Raw genomic sequence first — 15,417 nt, 5'->3', positions numbered from 1 at the left:
CTATGAGCGCTTGGTCCTCTTTGATCGCGGAACTCTCCCCCGCCAACGGCGGCGTGACCACACCGGCCTTCGCAATCTGCGACCATCTGGCGGTGGTGCGGGTGCGCGGCGAGGAAGCGGGAACCTATCTGCAAGGGCAGCTCACCTGCGACCTGAAACGGATCGACCAGGGCGAGCACCATGCCGCCATGCATCTGTCACTGAAAGGCCGCGGCCTGGTGAGCCTGCGCCTGGTCCGCGATGACCCGGGCTATTTGATTCTGTGTCCGGCGACCATGACCGAAGCGGTGATCCGCTGCCTGGAAAAATACCGTCTGCGCGCCAAAGTGACGTTCGAAGTGGCCGGGGACCTGCTGGTGGCCGGTCTGGCCGGAGCGCTGGAGCAAACCGGTCTGGCGTTGCCGGAACCCGGCCATGGCCGCCACGACGATGGCCTGACCCTGCTGCGCTATCCACTCACCGAGCAACTGCTGGCGATTGGCGACGCCGCCACGCTGGCCGGCCTGGACCGCGCCAATCGCACCGTGATCGATAGTGAAGGTTGGCGTTTTCTCGATATCGGCGCCGGCGAGGGACAGATTTATCCCGGCGCCGAGGACCTGTTCCTGCCACAAGTGCTCAATTACGACCTGCTCGGCGGCGTCAGCTTCAACAAGGGCTGCTATACCGGCCAGGAAGTGGTGGCGCGCATGCACTTCAAAGGCAAACTCAAACAACGCATGGCCGCTTTCACCCACCACGGCCCGCGCCTTTCCCCTGGCCAGCCCCTGCGCGACAGCAACGGCCGCGCCGTCGGCGAAGTCGTCGACAGCGCCCGCGGCACCCCCTCCCCGCGCCTGCTCGCGGTGGTGCGCCTGGACTATGAGGGGGAATTGTTCGCTGACGATCAGGCGCTGAACGTAACGCCGCTCGATTTGCCTTATGAGCTACCGAAACAAGCTGACAGTTGATAGTGGACAGTTGACAGCGAAAAGAAAAATGCGGAAGTGCAAACTCCATTTGCGCGCGCCATTCGCCAGCAGGCTGGCTCCCACAGATCATGCTACGAAACCGCTGTGGGAAGCTTGCTTGCAAGCGAATATTGCCAAACGATGAAGCGCCCCCCATTCGCTTGCAAGCAAGCTTCCCACAGCGGCTAAAGATCGGGCTTTTTTTGTTTTTTCGCTGTCAACTGTCCACTATCAACTGTCAACTGCTTCTCCATTCTTCTTCCAGCGTCCGTACCAGCTCCGCCACCGGCATCTCCCGGGAACGGTGCGCGCCGGTGCCGGCCCAGAGGCTTTTCCAGTCGGCGCCAGCGCCTTTGCGCAGGGGCGAGGTCAGGCGGTGCTGTTCCGGGTAGGGAGCGATGTCCCGGGGGGCGCGTTCGTCCATCCAGGCGTTGGCCAGGCCCCGTGCCCAGCGGCCGGAGACCGCGCGGGTGACGCCGGTGGCGTCGGGGCCCGCTTCGGCCAGCCGTTGTTTCCAGACTGACGCGGTGTCCGCTTCCGGGCAGCGCAGAAACGCCGTGCCCAATTGCGCGGCGGCGGCACCGGCGCGCATTACCCGCGTCATGTCGGCGCCGTCCATCAGGCCGCCAGCGGCGATCAACGGCAGCGACACCGCTTGCCGGCAGGCCGCCAGCAGATCATCCAGCGGCATGCCCGGCGCCAGCGGATCGACGCTGCCGCGATGACCACCGGCTTCCTCGCCCTGCAGCACCACCGCGTCAACGCCGTCCTCGGCCAGCGCTTGCGCCTCCGCCACACTGGTGGCGGTACCCACCAGGGCGATACCGCGCGCGCGGCAGGCGTCCATGCGGTCCTTGGGCAGACGGCCGAAGGTGTAGGAGAACACCGCCGGGCGCGCTTCCAGCACCGCTTCGAACTGCTCATCGAAGGACGGCAGCGGCGCGAACTGTTCCGGCATCGGTACATCGGCGGCGGCATAGCAAGCGCGCAGTGCCGCCTTTGCTTGCACCACTTGTTCGGCGTCCGGCGTTTGTGAGGGTGGAATAAACAGATTGATGGCGAACGCATCGCCACCGGCATCACGCACGCCACGCGCCGACTCCAGAATCACGGCGCCGCTCAAATAACCGGCGCCCACCGAACCGAGCGCTCCGGCACGGCTCGCCTCGGCGACGAAACGGGCACCACTGATACCACCGGCCATGGGCGCTTGAATCAAGTTGTAATGCTGGAAAGACATGCCTGGCTCCCTGCTTGGAACGAAGAAGGAACCTAACCCTAACGCCGCGCGGCGCGGGGCACCAGCACAACGCGGGCATACTCATTATCACTGGTATTTATGGGAAAGTGCGGACACGCTTGAACGCCGATTCGCTGGCAAGCCAGCTTCCCACAGACGGGGCTGCGACGCCGCCGTGGGAAGCTGGCTTGCCAGCGATTTTCACCGCTAGGACCCCAAATCCGCCAGCGGATGCCGCGGCGCCGGGTTTTCGAAGAAGGCATCGATGTACCCCGCCGGCACATCATGAACACCGCGGTGGCGGAAACGGGGCTTGCCGTCCTTGTCGATCAGCAGCGCCCGTACGCCTTCACGGAAATCCGCGTGCAGCGCGCATTGCACCGACAGCGTCCATTCCATGCGGAACACGTCTTCAAGCGACAGATAACGCCCCCGGCGCAGTTGCTCCCACACCAGGAAAGCGGTTTGCGGGCAGCCGTTGGTGAGGTTGGCGCGAGCCTTGTCGAGCCAGCTGTCGCATTCTTTCGCCGCCAGCAGAGTCTCCACCACTTCCGGCAGATCCGCGCCGTCGCACCAAGTGTCGATGAGATTCCGCCGCGCGCTGACCGCGCCGTCCAGATGCAATGGATAATGGGCGGCGTCACGAAAGAAACGAAACAGCAGAGCGTGGTCGGCGGTGCGCTCGCCGGTGAAGCTCTGGCCACCGAGATCGTCCAGCAAATGTTCCGCGTCCTGATCCAGGCAGCGGTCCGCCAGCCCCAGATTCAAGGCGTCGCGGGCATCGAAATGCACGCCAGTGAGTCCCAGGAACAAACCGGTACGCCCCGGCAGACGATTGAGGAACCAACTGGCGCCCACGTCCGGGTACAGACCGATGTTGATTTCCGGCATACCGAACCGGCTGTTTGCCGTCACCAGCCGGAAGGTGCTGCCCTGCATCAGTCCCATGCCGCCACCCAACACCAGGCCATCGGCCCAGCAGATCACCGGCACCGGTGAGCGGTGCAGACGGTGGTCGAGCCGGTATTCGGCGGCGAAGTAAGCCTCCACTTCCGGATTACGGTTCTTGCCCGCGTGGCGCACCATGGCCCGGTGCAGGGCCACCACATCACCACCGGCGCAAAACGCCTTGTCACCGGCACCGTCCAGCCAGACCGCGACCACGTCATCACGGCGCTGCCAGTCGTCCAGCCGCCGGCTCAACGATTCGATCATGTCCAGGCTGAGCGCATTGAGGGCGGCGGGAGCGTTAAGGGTGGCGCGGCCGATCACATGGCCGGAGGCGGTGGGCAATTCCTGAAACAGAACGGTGTCGGTCATGCCTGAACGGGCTCCTTTTTCCGATAGAAATCCCGATCGAAAAAGAATCGATTGGAGAAACAATCGCCATAGCAAGTATCAAACCACGGAAAGCACCCGGGTGTTGCAAAAAGCCGTTAAAGGGCCCAGTCCACCGGCGTCTTGCCCTGTTGAATCAAATACTGGTTGGCGCGGGAAAAATGCCCGCAACCGAGAAAACCGCGGTGCGCCGACAGCGGCGACGGGTGCGGCGCGGTCAGCACACAGTGGCGCTGACGGTCGATCAGGCGTCCTTTCTTTTGCGCGTAACTGCCCCACAGCATGAACACCACGCCCTCACGCTCGCGGTTGATGTGGTCGATGGCCTGATCGGTGAATTCTTCCCAGCCCTGCTTTTGATGGGAGGCGGCCTGGCCGGCGCGCACGGTGAGCACCGCGTTGAGCAATAGCACGCCTTGCCGGGCCCAGGGCTCGAGATTGCCGTGATCCGGGGCGGGAATCCCCAGATCCCGTTCGATTTCCTTGAAAATATTGACCAGCGACGGCGGCACCCGCACGCCCGGCTGCACCGAGAAACACAGGCCGTGGGCCTGGCCCGGCCCGTGGTACGGGTCCTGGCCGAGGATCACCACCTTGACGTCCTCGAAGGGGGTGTCGTTGAAGGCCCGGAAGATGTCCGGGCCCGGCGGAAACACGGTCTCGCCTTTTTGCTTTTCCTCACGCAGGAACGCCTTCAGGCGCGCCATGTAATCCTTGTCGAACTCCGCTCCGAGAACGTTCATCCACCCCGGTTCCAGGGCGGCCTTGGCGTCAGACATGGGGTACCAACCTGTCCAGTAAATGTCGTGTCCGGTTACGCAGGGACGACTCATCCACCCATTCGGGGTGCGCCAGCAGCCGCACCTCGATGACCATGATCTGGCCGTGGATCAGTTCCGCGTCCAATTGCGGCTGGTCCGAGCCAAAAGCCCGGCAAGCCTCCACCAGAATATCGGTTTGCTGCTGCAAATAAAGGTCCGCCAGCTTCCGCAGCCGCTGATCGAGGATGGCTTCCTGCAGGAACGCCTGCTCGGCGATCAGGTGCTCGCGCCGGTTCTGCAGCTCATCAAGGATAAAGCGCGTGGTCAGGTCCGCCAATTGGTCAATCAACTGGCTCCTTTGCGCCGCGTTGGTTACCGGCGCCCCGTCGAGCTGACGGATCAGCGCGAACGCCTGGTCCCGGAACGGCCCGATCACGTCGCTGAGGGCCCGTTCCGCGAACAAGGTGAAGGTATCCGCGATCAGGTCACCGATATCCTTGAAATAGTAGGTCGTGGCGGACAGCGGCACATCGGCCTCGCGCGCCACGGCCCGGTGCCTCACGGCGCGGATACCGTCGCGAACGATGATGGTCAGGGCAGCCTCGAGAATGGCGCGCCGGCGTTGCTCACTGCCGGCGCGGCGGGCCTTGCGGCCTTGGTATTGAATGGTCGTGGTCATGGGACGACTCGTTGTTCTGCTAATGATGGCCTCTCCAGCTTACCAGCCGGTGTAAGCTTAGTAAGGCCTCACTTTGCAACGCTTCGTGACCAGACTCGTCCGTCCCGCCAATTGTCAACGCCCCTGGGGCCGCATGTGCGGGAACAGGATCACATCCCGAATCGACGGCGAATCAGTGAACAACATCACCAGCCGGTCGATGCCAATGCCCTCACCGGCGGTGGGCGGCAGGCCGTGTTCCAGGGCGTTGATGTAGTCCTCGTCGAAGAACATGGCCTCGTCGTCGCCGGCTTCCTTTTCCGCCACTTGCTGCTTGAAGCGTTCGGCCTGGTCCTCGGCGTCGTTAAGCTCGGAGAAGCCGTTGGCGATCTCGCGGCCGCCGACGAAGAACTCGAAACGCTCGGTGACGAACGGGTTGTCGTCACGGCGGCGGGCCAGCGGCGACACTTCGGTGGGGTAGTCGGTGATGAAGGTGGGGTCCTTCAACCGGTGCTCCACGGTTTTCTCGAAGATCTCGATCTGCACCTTGCCCAGGCCCCAGATCGGCTTGAGCGGAATGCCCAGCCCTTCGGCAATGCGGCGGGCGCCCTGTTCGTCGGCCAGTTCGGCGGCCTCCATGTCCGGATTGAACTGGAGGATCGAGTCGAACACCGACAGCCGCGCGAACGGCTTGCCGAAATCATAGACCTCGCCCTGGTACGGGATCTCGGTGGTACCCAGCACGTCCCGCGCCAGGGTGCGCAGCATGTCCTCGGTGAGATCCATGAGGTCCTGATAACCAGCGTAGGCCTGGTAGAACTCCAGCATGGTGAATTCCGGATTGTGCCGGGTGGAGAGGCCTTCGTTGCGGAAGTTGCGGTTGATCTCGAACACCTTCTCCAAGCCGCCCACCACCAGCCGCTTGAGGTACAGTTCCGGCGCGATGCGCAGGTACATGTCCAGATCCAGGCTGTTGTGGTGGGTGATGAACGGCCGCGCCGTGGCGCCACCGGGGATCACCTGCAGCATCGGCGTTTCCGCTTCGATGAAGCCGTGCGCCACCAGATAGTTGCGGATGCCGGCGACCACCTGTGAGCGGATCTGGAAGGCGCGGCGGCTGTCCTCATTGACGATCAGGTCCACGTAACGCTGACGATAACGGGCCTCGGTGTCAGTAAGGCCTTTGTGTTTTTCCGGCAGCGGCCGCAGCGCCTTGGTGAGCAGACGGTAGTCGTCCATCATCACGTACAGGTCGCCCTTGCCGGATTTGCACAGCTTGCCGCGCACGCCGACGATGTCGCCCAGATCCCAGTGCTTGGTGTCTTTCTGCACGTCCTTGCTGGCGTAGATCTGGATCCGTCCGGACATGTCCTGAAGCACTTTGAACGCCTTGCGGTCCAGCATCAGGCGGCCGGCCACCGCCACCTGGATGTCCCGCTCTTCCAGCTCTTCCTTGCTCAACTCGCCGTATTGCGCCTGCAGGCTGGCGGCCAGGGCGTCGCGGCGGAAGTCATTGGGAAAAGCGGCACCCTCTTCCCGCCAGGCCGCCAGTTTGGCGCGGCGCTCGGCGATCAGGCGGTTTTCATCGGCCTGGGAGGCCGCGGCATTCTGGGAAATATCGTCATTACTCATAGCATTTCAGTTCCGATAAAGCGCCCGACGCTGGACGTCAGACGCCGGACGCTATTGTGGCTCAGCATCCGGCGTCTGGCGTCCGGCTTCAAGCGTTGTTACAACCCGCTTTTCAGGGACGCTTCGATAAAGCGGTCCAGGTCGCCGTCCAGCACCGCCTGGGTGTTGCGGTTCTCGACCCCGGTGCGCAAATCCTTGATGCGGGCGTCGTCCAGCACATAGGAGCGAATCTGGCTGCCCCAGCCGATATCCGACTTGGCGTTTTCCTGCGCCTGCTTGGCCGAATTGCGTTTCTGCATTTCCAGTTCGTAGAGTTTGGCCATCATCATCTTGGTGGCCTTGTCGCGGTTCTGGTGCTGGCTGCGTTCGGACTGGCACTGGGTCACCACGGTGTGCTCCTCGCCGGTGTCCGGATCGGTGAACACATAGGTCAGACGTACCGCCGAGTCGGTCCGGTTAACGTGCTGACCACCGGCGCCGGAGGCACGGTAGGTGTCGGTGCGCAACTTGCCGGGATCGATTTCGATGTCGATGTTGTCGTCCACTTCCGGCGCCACGAACACCGAGCTGAACGAGGTGTGACGGCGGCCACCGGAATCGAACGGGCTCTTGCGCACCAGCCGGTGCACGCCGGTTTCGGTACGCAGCCAGCCGTAGGCATAAGGCCCCTCGAAACGCACGGTGGCGGATTTGATGCCGGCCACGTCACCGGCGGAGGCTTCTTCCAGGGAGGTCTTGAAACCGTGGGCCTCGCCCCAGCGCAGGTACATGCGCAGCAGCATTTCCGCCCAGTCCTGGGCCTCGGTGCCGCCGGACCCGGCCTGGATGTCCAGATAGGCGTTGCTGGTGTCCATCTCGCCGGAGAACATACGGCGGAATTCCAGATCGGCCACCTGCCGTTCGAGCCGCTCCAGGTCCGCGTCCACTTCCTGGACGGTGGCCTCGTCACCCTCTTCCACCGCCAGTTCCAGCAGGTCACCGGTGTCGGCGATGCCCTGAGTGGCCTCATCGAGGGTCTTCACCACCAACTCCAATTGCGCCCGCTCCTTGCCCAGGGCCTGGGCCCGCTCCGGCTCATTCCACACGTCCGGGGTGGCCAGCTCCCTTTCTACTTCGACCAGTCGTTCGCTTTTTACAGCGTAGTCAAAGATACCCCCTAAGCGCTTCCACGCGCTCGGACAGGTCGGAAAGGTGCGTACGCAGCGGATTGACTTCCATAAGGCGTCTACTCGAATCGTCTCAAATGAATGGGGAAAGGCGGGGATTTTAGCGGTTTGTGGGGCGACTGACGAGGGGCACGCTTACACGCAACACGCCGGCACGCCATACTTGCCGGCCCCGGGGCCTGTTGGAAAGGCCGGATTACCCGGGAAAGTGAATCACCATGATGCCTACCATCAGCCGGGCTCCTGTCTTTGCGTGCCAGCGTGTTGCGTGTTGCGTGTTGCGTGTTGCGTGTTGCGTGTAAGCGTCGTCTAATCCTTCAACTCAAAAACGTGATACGCCTCCGGTTTGAGGGTATCCAGGGTGGTGCCGATGTAGCGGGCGTTGTCGGGAATACCGCTGCCGGTGGCGAACACCTTGAAGCGCCGGGTTTCCTTCGGCGTGTCGATGACGGTGTCGGCGTCCACTTCCACCCACATATAAATCAAGGCTTCCTGGGCCACGTAGTCCACCCGCAGAACGGTGCCGTCCTCGGGCAAACGCAGCTCCTGCACCTGGCTCGAGATGTCCAGGCGATGCTTGTGAATTGTTTTCATGTCTCCCCTCCGTTAAGGGTCGCTGCTCCCCGGGATGGCGATAGCCGCCGGGGGATGGTCAATCCGGCCTTTTGGGCCGGCGTTAGCGCCAGGCCGCGAAGGCGGCGGGGCGCGCAATCGTTAAGGCGCGGTCAGGCGCGAAGAGCAATGCTAGCAAAGTCCCCGGGGGGAGACACCTGAAACGCAACACGCAACACGCAACACGCAACACGCAACACGCAACACGCAGCGAAAAGCGTTGTGGCCTCTTTCTCTCAGTCAACGCCTTGTCCTTTATTGAAGGCGCGGCCAATGGCCGCCTCCTCATTCGCGTGCGAGCGTGCTGCGTGCAAGCGCCTTTTCACACCACCTGCAAATACTCAAACAGCAACTGCGGATTGCGCTGGCCGCGGAATTCATTCACTTCCAGCCGGTAGATGCCCTCCACCCGCTGAATCCGGGTGGGCAGGTCCGCCACCGGCGCGTTGAAGAAAATACCGTCCACCGCCGCGCCCACATCCGGCAGACCCAGGGTCAGTTTAAGGTGACGCTCGCCCACCACCCGGTGGTTGAGCACCTCGAACACCCCGTCGAAACGCGGCGGCGGGAAGCCCTGGCCCCAGGGAAAACGGTGACTGAGCAGCTCGGCGTTGGCCAGGGTGATGTCCGTCTCACCGAGCTCGCCGTCGGTGTCGATCACATCCAGGAACACGTCCTCGTCGGCCTGGGCCGCCACCGTCGCCTGGAACGCCTCGGTGAATTCGGCCAGATAGCGGCGTTCCAGGGTCAACCCGGCGGCCATGGCGTGGCCGCCGAACTTCTGCAGCAGACCGGGATGGCCGGTGGCCACCGCGTCCAGCACATCGCGCAGATGCAGGCCGGGAATGGAACGGCCAGAGCCCTTCAGCAGGCCCTGTTGCCGGGCCGGGGCGAAGGCGATCACCGGCCGGTTCAGCGCCTCCTTGACCCGCGAGGCGAGAATGCCCACCACCCCTTCGTGCCAGTCGTCACCATGCAGGCACAGCGCCGCCGGCGTCGGTCCGGTGAGCCGTGCCACCTCTGCCATGGCGGCCTCGCGCATGCCCTGCTCAATGCCGCGCCGCTCTCGATTGATGGTGTCCAGCTCCTGGGCGTGACGCTCGGCCTCCGCGTCGCTCTCCGCCAGCAGACACTCGATGCCGTGGCTCATGTCCGAGAGGCGCCCGGCGGCATTGAGGCGCGGCCCGGCGGCGAAGCCGAGATCGGCGGCCACCGCCGGATCGCGGCCCGCCACCCGCAGCAGCGCGCGCACCCCCGGTGAACCCTGACCGGCGCGCAAACGGCGCAGGCCCTGCTCCACCAGAATGCGGTTGGCGCCGTCCAGCACCACCACGTCCGCCACCGTGCCCAGCGCCACCAGATCGAGCAGATCCACCACCCGGCCGCGCAGTTCCAGCGCGCTCTGCAACGCCATCAATACATAGAAGGCCACGCCAACGCCGGCCAGGTTGGCGGCGGGAAAGCCCTCCTCGCACAGACGGGGGTTGAGAATGGCGTCGGCCTCGGGGAGCGTGTCGCCGGGCAAATGGTGGTCGGTGATCAGCACCCGCAAACCGGCGGCCCGGGCCGCCGCCACGCCATCGATACTGGCGATGCCGTTGTCCACGGTGATCAACAAATCCGGCTGGTAACGCTCCCGGGCCAGGTCGACAATGGCCGGCGACAGGCCGTAACCGTATTCGAAGCGGTCCGGCACCAAATAGTCGGGACGGACGAAGCCGAGCTGTTGCAGGCCCTTTACCATCACGGCGGTGGCGGTGGCGCCGTCGGCGTCGTAATCGCCCACCACGCACACCCGCCAATGCTCGCGCCGCGCTTGCAGCAGTAGCGCCACCGCCTGCTCCAGGCCACCGAATTGACGCGGGTGCGGCAGGCGGTTCAGGCTCAGGTCCAGCTCCTCGGCGCCGCTCATGCCCCGCGCCGCCAGGATGCGTGCCAGCAACGGCGGCACCTCGGCCAGACCGGCGGGGATTTCCACATGACGGCGGCGAACGGTAGGGAAAGCACGGACCACGGCGGACACCCTTTCATCAATTTGAAGCGGGGGCTGAGTATACAGGGTCGACGGGTATACTGGGTCAATGCATTTAAAGGGCCAGGGCGCGGGCGGCAACCATGAAAGTCCCTTCTCCGACCATAAAGTCACAAAAGGGGCTAAATAAACCGCGCCCGCTTTCCTATACTTGGCGCCCAATCCGGATACCGCACCAGCACGCGGAATGACGATTTAATCCGGGGGCTTCAGGACATTACGTCGCTGGAGGTGTTAACAAGTGGCACAGAGATGCCCATGCTTGGCACGCATCAGGCGGCCCCAAAGCGCGCCCGACGCCCCCGTGTCGCTGGACCAGGCCCCGGCCTGGCGCGGCGCGGCCCGAGAACATCGGGCGCACTTTGGAACTCGCCTGCCACGCACCATCGGGTACGGCATCCGGATTCATGGTTTCGCCATTCATGTGAGTGTTTACTCACGTGCTGGCACACGGGCCTCCACGGAGGCGGAAGCAGGCTCACCAAATGCGGCGACACGCCGCGGACTTTGGGACTGGAGAGCAATCTTATGATCTATCAAGGCAACGCCGTAAGCGTACAACTGCTTGACGACGGCATCGCCGAGCTGAAGTTCGACCTTCAGGGCGAGTCCGTCAACAAGTTCAACCGGGCCACCCTGGAAGACTTCCAGAAAGCCATCGACGCCATCAAGGGCAGTGACCAGATCAAGGGTCTGATCGTCACCTCCGGCAAGAAGGTGTTCATCGTTGGCGCGGACATCACCGAATTCACCGAAATGTTCGCCCAGGAAGAAGCGGAGATCGCCAAATGGTCCCGTGAAGCCAACAACATCTTCAGCGCCTTCGAGGATCTGGACATTCCCAAGGTGGTCGCGATCAACGGCTTCGCCATGGGCGGCGGCCTGGAAATGTGCCTGGTGTGCGACTTCCGGGTGATGAGCGAACAGGCCCAGATCGGCCTGCCGGAAGTGAAACTCGGCATCTTCCCGGCCTTCGGCGGCACCGTGCGCATGCCGCGCCTGGTGGGCGTGGACAACGCCGTTGAGTGGATCGCCACCGGCGCCCAGCAAAGACCGGAAAAAGCCCTGAAAGACGGCGTGGTGGACGCGGTGGTCAAGCACGACGACCTGCACAACGCCGCCATCGATCTGGTCAAGCAATGCCTGGCCGGCAAGATCGACTTCCGCGCCAAGCGCCAGGAAAAGCTGGAGCCGCTGAAGCTGCCGCCGATGGAAAACATGATGGCGTTCCAGACCTGCACCGCCATGGTCATGCAGCAGGCAGGCAAGAACTACCCGGCGCCGGTGGAAGCCGTGAAGGTGATGCAGAAAGCCGCCGGCATGAAGCGCGAGGAAGCGCTGGACGTGGAAGCCCAGGGCTTCGCCAAAGTGGCCAAGACCCCGCAAGCCACCGCCCTGGTGGGCCTGTTCCTGGCCGACCAGCAAGTGAAGAAAGTCAACGGCAAGGTCGCCAAGACCGCCAAGGACATCCAGCAGGCCGCGGTACTGGGCGCCGGCATCATGGGCGGCGGCATCGCCTTCCAGTCCGCCCTCAAAGGCACCCCGATCATCATGAAGGACATCGCCGACAAGGCGCTGGACCTGGGCATGAACGAGGCCTCCAAACTGCTCGCCAAGCGCGTCGCCAAAGGCAAGATGGACGCCGCCAAGATGGGCAAGGTGCTCTCCTCCATTCGCCCGACCCTCAACTATGGCGACTTTGAAAACGTCAACGTGATCGTCGAAGCCGTGGTGGAAAACACCAAGGTGAAACAATCCGTGCTGGCGGAAGTGGAAGAGAAAGTGGCGGACGGCACCATTCTGGCCTCCAACACCTCCACCATCTCCATCACCAAACTGGCGGAAGCGCTGAAAAAACCGGAAAACTTCGGCGGCATGCACTTCTTCAACCCGGTGCACATGATGCCCCTGGTGGAAGTGATCCGTGGTGAGAAAACCTCCGACGAAACCATCGCCACCCTGGTCGCCTACGCCCAGAAAATGGGCAAGAACCCGATCGTGGTCAACGACTGCCCCGGGTTCCTGGTGAACCGCGTGCTGTTCCCGTACTTCGCCGGCTTCGGCATGCTGGTACGCGACGGCGCCGACTTCCAGCAAGTGGATAAAGTAATGCAGAAGTTCGGCTGGCCCATGGGCCCGGCCTACCTGCTCGACGTGGTCGGCATCGACACCGGCGTGCACGCCGCCAAAGTGATGGCGGAAGGCTTCCCGGACCGCATGCAGCACGACTTCAAGGACCCCACCGAAATCATGTTCGAGAACGAGCGCTACGGCCAGAAGAACGGCATTGGCTTCTACCGTTACGAGCAGGACAAGAAGGGCAAACCGAAGAAAGTGGCCGACGAAGGCAGCTACGAGCTGCTCAAGCCGATGGCCGCCGAGCGCAAGGAATTCGACGCCGAAGAGATCATCGCCCGCATGATGATCCCGATGTGCACCGAAACCGTCCGCTGTCTGGAAGACAACATCGTCGGCTCCGCCGCCGAAGCGGACATGGCGATGATCTACGGCATCGGCTTCCCGCCGTTCCGTGGCGGGCCGCTGCGCTACATCGACAGCATCGGTACCAAGGCATTCGCCGACCTGTGCGACAAGTACGCACACCTGGGCGCCCTTTATGAAGCGCCGCAAATGCTCAAGGACAAGGCCGCCAAGGGCGAGTCCTTCTTCGCGTAAGGCACGGGCAGAGGAGATTTATTTATGAGTTTGAATCCGAAAGACGTAGTCATTGTCGACGCTGTCCGTACCCCCATGGGGAAAAGCAGAAACGGCCAGTACCGCAACGTTCGCGCGGAAAAGCTGTCCGCCCTGCTGGTGGAAGCGCTGCAAGCCCGTAACCCGGGCTGGGACCTGAGCAAAACCGAGGACGTGATCTGGGGCTGTGTGAACCAGACCAAGGAACAGGGCATGAACATCGCCCGCAACATCGCCATGCTGGCCGGCCTGCCCCGCACCACCGCGGCGCAAACCGTCAACCGCCTGTGCGGCTCCTCCATGCAGGCGCTGCACTCCGCGGCCCAGGCGATCCAGACCGGCAACGGCGAGGTGTTCGTGATCGGCGGCGTGGAGCACATGGGCCATGTGGCCATGGACCACGGCGTGGACCTCAACCCGGAACTGTCCAAGGTCACCGCCAAGGCCTCCAACATGATGGGCCTGACCGCGGAAATGCTCGGCCGCATGCACGGCATCACCCGTGAACAGCAGGACGAGTTCGGCGTGCGCTCCCACCAGAAAGCCTGGGAAGCCACCGAACAAGGCCGCTGGAAAAACGAAATCGTGCCGATCGAAGGCCACGACGCCGACGGCCACAAAGTGCTGTGTGAAATCGACGAAGTGATCCGCCCCAACGCCAGCATCGAGGACATGGCCAAACTGCGCCCGGTGTTCGACCCGGTCAGCGGCACCGTCACCGCCGGCACCTCCTCGGCACTGTCCGACGGCGCCTCCGCCATGCTGGTGATGAGCGCCGAACAAGCCCAGGCCATGGGCCTGAAACCGCGCGCCAAGATCCGCAGCATGGCCGTGGCCGGCTGCGACGCCGCCATCATGGGCTACGGCCCGGTACCGGCCACCCAGAAAGCCCTGGCCCGCGCCGGCCTGACCATCGACGACATCGACTACGTCGAACTCAACGAAGCCTTCGCCGCGCAGTCCCTGCCGGTACTGAAGGACCTGAAACTGATCGACAAAGTCGAAGAGAAGGTCAACCTCAACGGCGGCGCCATCGCCCTGGGCCACCCCCTGGGCTGCTCCGGTGCCCGCATCACCGGCACCCTGCTCAACGTCATGGAATGGAAAGACGGCCAGCTCGGCCTGGCGACCATGTGCATTGGGTTGGGTCAGGGGATTGCTACTGTGATTGAGCGGGTTTAATCGCCCTCTCTTCCATCGTTGCCAAGAGCTCAAAAGCCCCGGCGGGTGAACCCGCCGGGGCTTTTTTCATCTCCAGGAAAATACATAGATTGACAATCTATGTAGCAAGACTAGTATCTAACGATACCCTCACCCTCAGGAGAGTGGGCATGCACGTCTCACTAACCCCCGAACTCGAAGCCCGTATCAAAGCCAAAGTGGACAGCGGCCTATACAACAACGCCAGTGAGGTGGTCCGGGAAGCCCTGCGGTTCGTGGAAACCCACGAGGAATGGGTCAACGAACTCAAACTGGCCCGACTACGCGAACAGCTTCAAGAAGGCATCCTGCCATTGAACCAGGGCCAAGGCATTCGCGTTGACAGCAAGGCCGGACTCGACCGCCTGTTTGACGACATCAAGACCGGATGACGCTTTCTCTGATCATCTCGCCCGCCGCCCGCGAGGATTTGCGCTCCATCCACCAATACGGATCGCGCCATTGGGGCACGACCAGATCGGACGAGTACATGAACTCGCTCAAAGCCAAACTCTGGCAACTGTTCCGACAACCGAAGACCGGCAAGGCGCGACCTGAGCTATCCCCCGACGTATACAGCGCTTCCGTTACCAGCCATATCATTTTCTATCGAATTCACCAGCAAGAGTTGCAAGTCATTCGAATTCTTCACGCCAGACAGGACGTTACGCGGCACTTTTGAGCAGAGCAGTAGTCTGCTTCCCTCGCGGTTAGGCCCGCGCCGGCCCGACCATCGACTACGTCGAACTCAACGAAGCCTTCGCCATGCAATCCCTCCCGGTGCTGAAAGACCTGAAGCTGATCGACAAAGTCAAAGAGAAGGTCAACTTCAACGGCGGCGCCATCGCCCTGGGCCACCCCCTGGGCTGCTCCGGCGCCCTACCAATAGGGGCACCGCGCTCAACGTCATGGAATGGAAAGGGGGCCCGCTTGGCCTGGCAACCATGTGTATTGGATTGGGCCAGGGGATTGCTACGGTTATTGAACGGGCTTAAGTCCTTCTAAACAGCCCCCTTTTCCTCTGATGAGAGAGGGGTAAGGCGCACAAGCTTGCCTCTGCTGACACCATCTAATCATCGAGTAAGATCCAGGATACAAAAAAATGTGTAGTGATGGTATTCCCCTGACAGTCCA

General features: G+C 62.9%; 13 protein-coding genes and 1 pseudogene. 6 read left to right on the top strand and 8 right to left on the bottom strand.

Going from position 1 to position 15,417, the window contains the following annotated elements; genetic code table 11:
• Positions 1-2: 2 nt before the first annotated feature.
• A complete protein-coding gene (gene ygfZ / locus A6D6_RS14675; RefSeq protein ID WP_159661146.1) occupies positions 3-950 on the top strand; it encodes a CAF17-like 4Fe-4S cluster assembly/insertion protein YgfZ in 948 nt (315 codons plus the stop codon).
• 238 nt (positions 951-1,188) lie between these two features.
• On the opposite strand, the gene A6D6_RS14670 is transcribed toward ygfZ, so the two are convergent.
• From A6D6_RS14670 to recJ, 8 genes are all read right to left on the bottom strand, one after another.
• Positions 1,189-2,190, bottom strand: a complete 1,002-nt coding sequence (locus A6D6_RS14670; RefSeq protein ID WP_159661145.1) for an NAD(P)H-dependent flavin oxidoreductase — start codon at positions 2,188-2,190, stop codon at positions 1,189-1,191.
• A gap of 207 nt (positions 2,191-2,397) precedes the next feature.
• Positions 2,398-3,510, bottom strand: a complete 1,113-nt coding sequence (locus A6D6_RS14665) for an enoyl-CoA hydratase/isomerase family protein (RefSeq protein WP_159661144.1) — start codon at positions 3,508-3,510, stop codon at positions 2,398-2,400.
• Between the two features lie 116 nt (positions 3,511-3,626).
• On the bottom strand, positions 3,627-4,307 hold the full coding sequence (gene ung, locus A6D6_RS14660) for a uracil-DNA glycosylase (protein ID WP_133490620.1): 681 nt from the start codon (positions 4,305-4,307) through the stop codon (positions 3,627-3,629).
• Positions 4,300-4,968 carry a TetR/AcrR family transcriptional regulator gene (locus A6D6_RS14655; protein WP_133490619.1) on the bottom strand — a complete coding sequence of 223 codons (669 nt, stop codon included), beginning with the start codon at positions 4,966-4,968 and terminating at the stop codon, positions 4,300-4,302. The genes ung and A6D6_RS14655 overlap by 8 nt, the downstream gene beginning before the upstream one ends.
• Positions 4,969-5,082: 114 nt before the next feature.
• Positions 5,083-6,579: a lysine--tRNA ligase gene (gene lysS, locus A6D6_RS14650; protein WP_159661143.1), complete on the bottom strand. Its 1,497-nt coding sequence runs from the start codon at positions 6,577-6,579 to the stop codon at positions 5,083-5,085.
• Between the two features lie 98 nt (positions 6,580-6,677).
• Positions 6,678-7,797, bottom strand: a protein-coding gene (gene prfB, locus A6D6_RS14645) for a peptide chain release factor 2 (RefSeq protein ID WP_159661142.1) whose coding sequence is annotated in 2 segments (ribosomal slippage) — positions 6,678-7,724 and positions 7,726-7,797 — 1,119 coding nt in all. Because the reading frame shifts where the segments join, the coding sequence is not laid out codon by codon here.
• A gap of 257 nt (positions 7,798-8,054) precedes the next feature.
• Positions 8,055-8,339: a DUF7352 domain-containing protein gene (locus tag A6D6_RS14640; protein ID WP_014993874.1), complete on the bottom strand. Its 285-nt coding sequence runs from the start codon at positions 8,337-8,339 to the stop codon at positions 8,055-8,057.
• 340 nt (positions 8,340-8,679) lie between these two features.
• Complete coding sequence (gene recJ, locus A6D6_RS14635) at positions 8,680-10,371, bottom strand: single-stranded-DNA-specific exonuclease RecJ (RefSeq protein WP_159661159.1); 1,692 nt, start codon at positions 10,369-10,371, stop codon at positions 8,680-8,682.
• Between the two features lie 546 nt (positions 10,372-10,917).
• Here recJ and fadB point away from each other — a divergent pair.
• From fadB to fadA (A6D6_RS14610), 5 genes and pseudogenes are all read left to right on the top strand, one after another.
• Positions 10,918-13,065 (top strand): fatty acid oxidation complex subunit alpha FadB, encoded by a 2,148-nt coding sequence (gene fadB / locus A6D6_RS14630; protein ID WP_159661141.1) that lies wholly within the window; start codon positions 10,918-10,920, stop codon positions 13,063-13,065.
• A 24-nt stretch (positions 13,066-13,089) separates the two neighbouring features.
• Positions 13,090-14,265, top strand: coding sequence for an acetyl-CoA C-acyltransferase FadA (gene fadA / locus A6D6_RS14625; protein ID WP_116028165.1), 1,176 nt, complete (start codon positions 13,090-13,092; stop codon positions 14,263-14,265).
• 149 nt (positions 14,266-14,414) lie between these two features.
• A complete protein-coding gene (locus tag A6D6_RS14620; RefSeq protein WP_159661140.1) occupies positions 14,415-14,675 on the top strand; it encodes a type II toxin-antitoxin system ParD family antitoxin in 261 nt (86 codons plus the stop codon).
• Positions 14,672-14,965, top strand: coding sequence for a type II toxin-antitoxin system RelE/ParE family toxin (locus A6D6_RS14615; RefSeq protein ID WP_159661139.1), 294 nt, complete (start codon positions 14,672-14,674; stop codon positions 14,963-14,965). The genes A6D6_RS14620 and A6D6_RS14615 overlap by 4 nt, the downstream gene beginning before the upstream one ends.
• 50 nt (positions 14,966-15,015) lie before the next feature.
• A pseudogene (gene fadA / locus A6D6_RS14610) lies at positions 15,016-15,278 on the top strand (acetyl-CoA C-acyltransferase); the annotation flags it as partial.
• Between the last annotated feature and the right edge of the window lie 139 nt (positions 15,279-15,417).

Origin of the sequence: Alcanivorax xiamenensis (genome assembly GCF_009846745.1) — a bacterium.
Lineage (GTDB): Bacteria > Pseudomonadota > Gammaproteobacteria > Pseudomonadales > Alcanivoracaceae > Alloalcanivorax > Alloalcanivorax xiamenensis.
This window is presented reverse-complemented; position numbering and strand designations above follow the sequence as displayed.

What these genes read in the sequence shown, in the direction of transcription:
- ung (WP_133490620.1), bottom strand. Translation starts at nt 4,307, where the DNA reads ATGTCTGACGCCAAGGCCGCCCTGGAACCGGGGTGGATGAACGTTCTC.
- A6D6_RS14640 (WP_014993874.1), bottom strand. Translation starts at nt 8,339, where the DNA reads ATGAAAACAATTCACAAGCATCGCCTGGACATCTCGAGCCAGGTGCAG.
- A6D6_RS14655 (WP_133490619.1), bottom strand. Translation starts at nt 4,968, where the DNA reads ATGACCACGACCATTCAATACCAAGGCCGCAAGGCCCGCCGCGCCGGC.
- lysS (WP_159661143.1), bottom strand. Translation starts at nt 6,579, where the DNA reads ATGAGTAATGACGATATTTCCCAGAATGCCGCGGCCTCCCAGGCCGAT.
- A6D6_RS14615 (WP_159661139.1), top strand. Translation starts at nt 14,672, where the DNA reads ATGACGCTTTCTCTGATCATCTCGCCCGCCGCCCGCGAGGATTTGCGC.
- fadB (WP_159661141.1), top strand. Translation starts at nt 10,918, where the DNA reads ATGATCTATCAAGGCAACGCCGTAAGCGTACAACTGCTTGACGACGGC.
- fadA (WP_116028165.1), top strand. Translation starts at nt 13,090, where the DNA reads ATGAGTTTGAATCCGAAAGACGTAGTCATTGTCGACGCTGTCCGTACC.
- A6D6_RS14665 (WP_159661144.1), bottom strand. Translation starts at nt 3,510, where the DNA reads ATGACCGACACCGTTCTGTTTCAGGAATTGCCCACCGCCTCCGGCCAT.
- A6D6_RS14620 (WP_159661140.1), top strand. Translation starts at nt 14,415, where the DNA reads ATGCACGTCTCACTAACCCCCGAACTCGAAGCCCGTATCAAAGCCAAA.
- ygfZ (WP_159661146.1), top strand. Translation starts at nt 3, where the DNA reads ATGAGCGCTTGGTCCTCTTTGATCGCGGAACTCTCCCCCGCCAACGGC.
- A6D6_RS14670 (WP_159661145.1), bottom strand. Translation starts at nt 2,190, where the DNA reads ATGTCTTTCCAGCATTACAACTTGATTCAAGCGCCCATGGCCGGTGGT.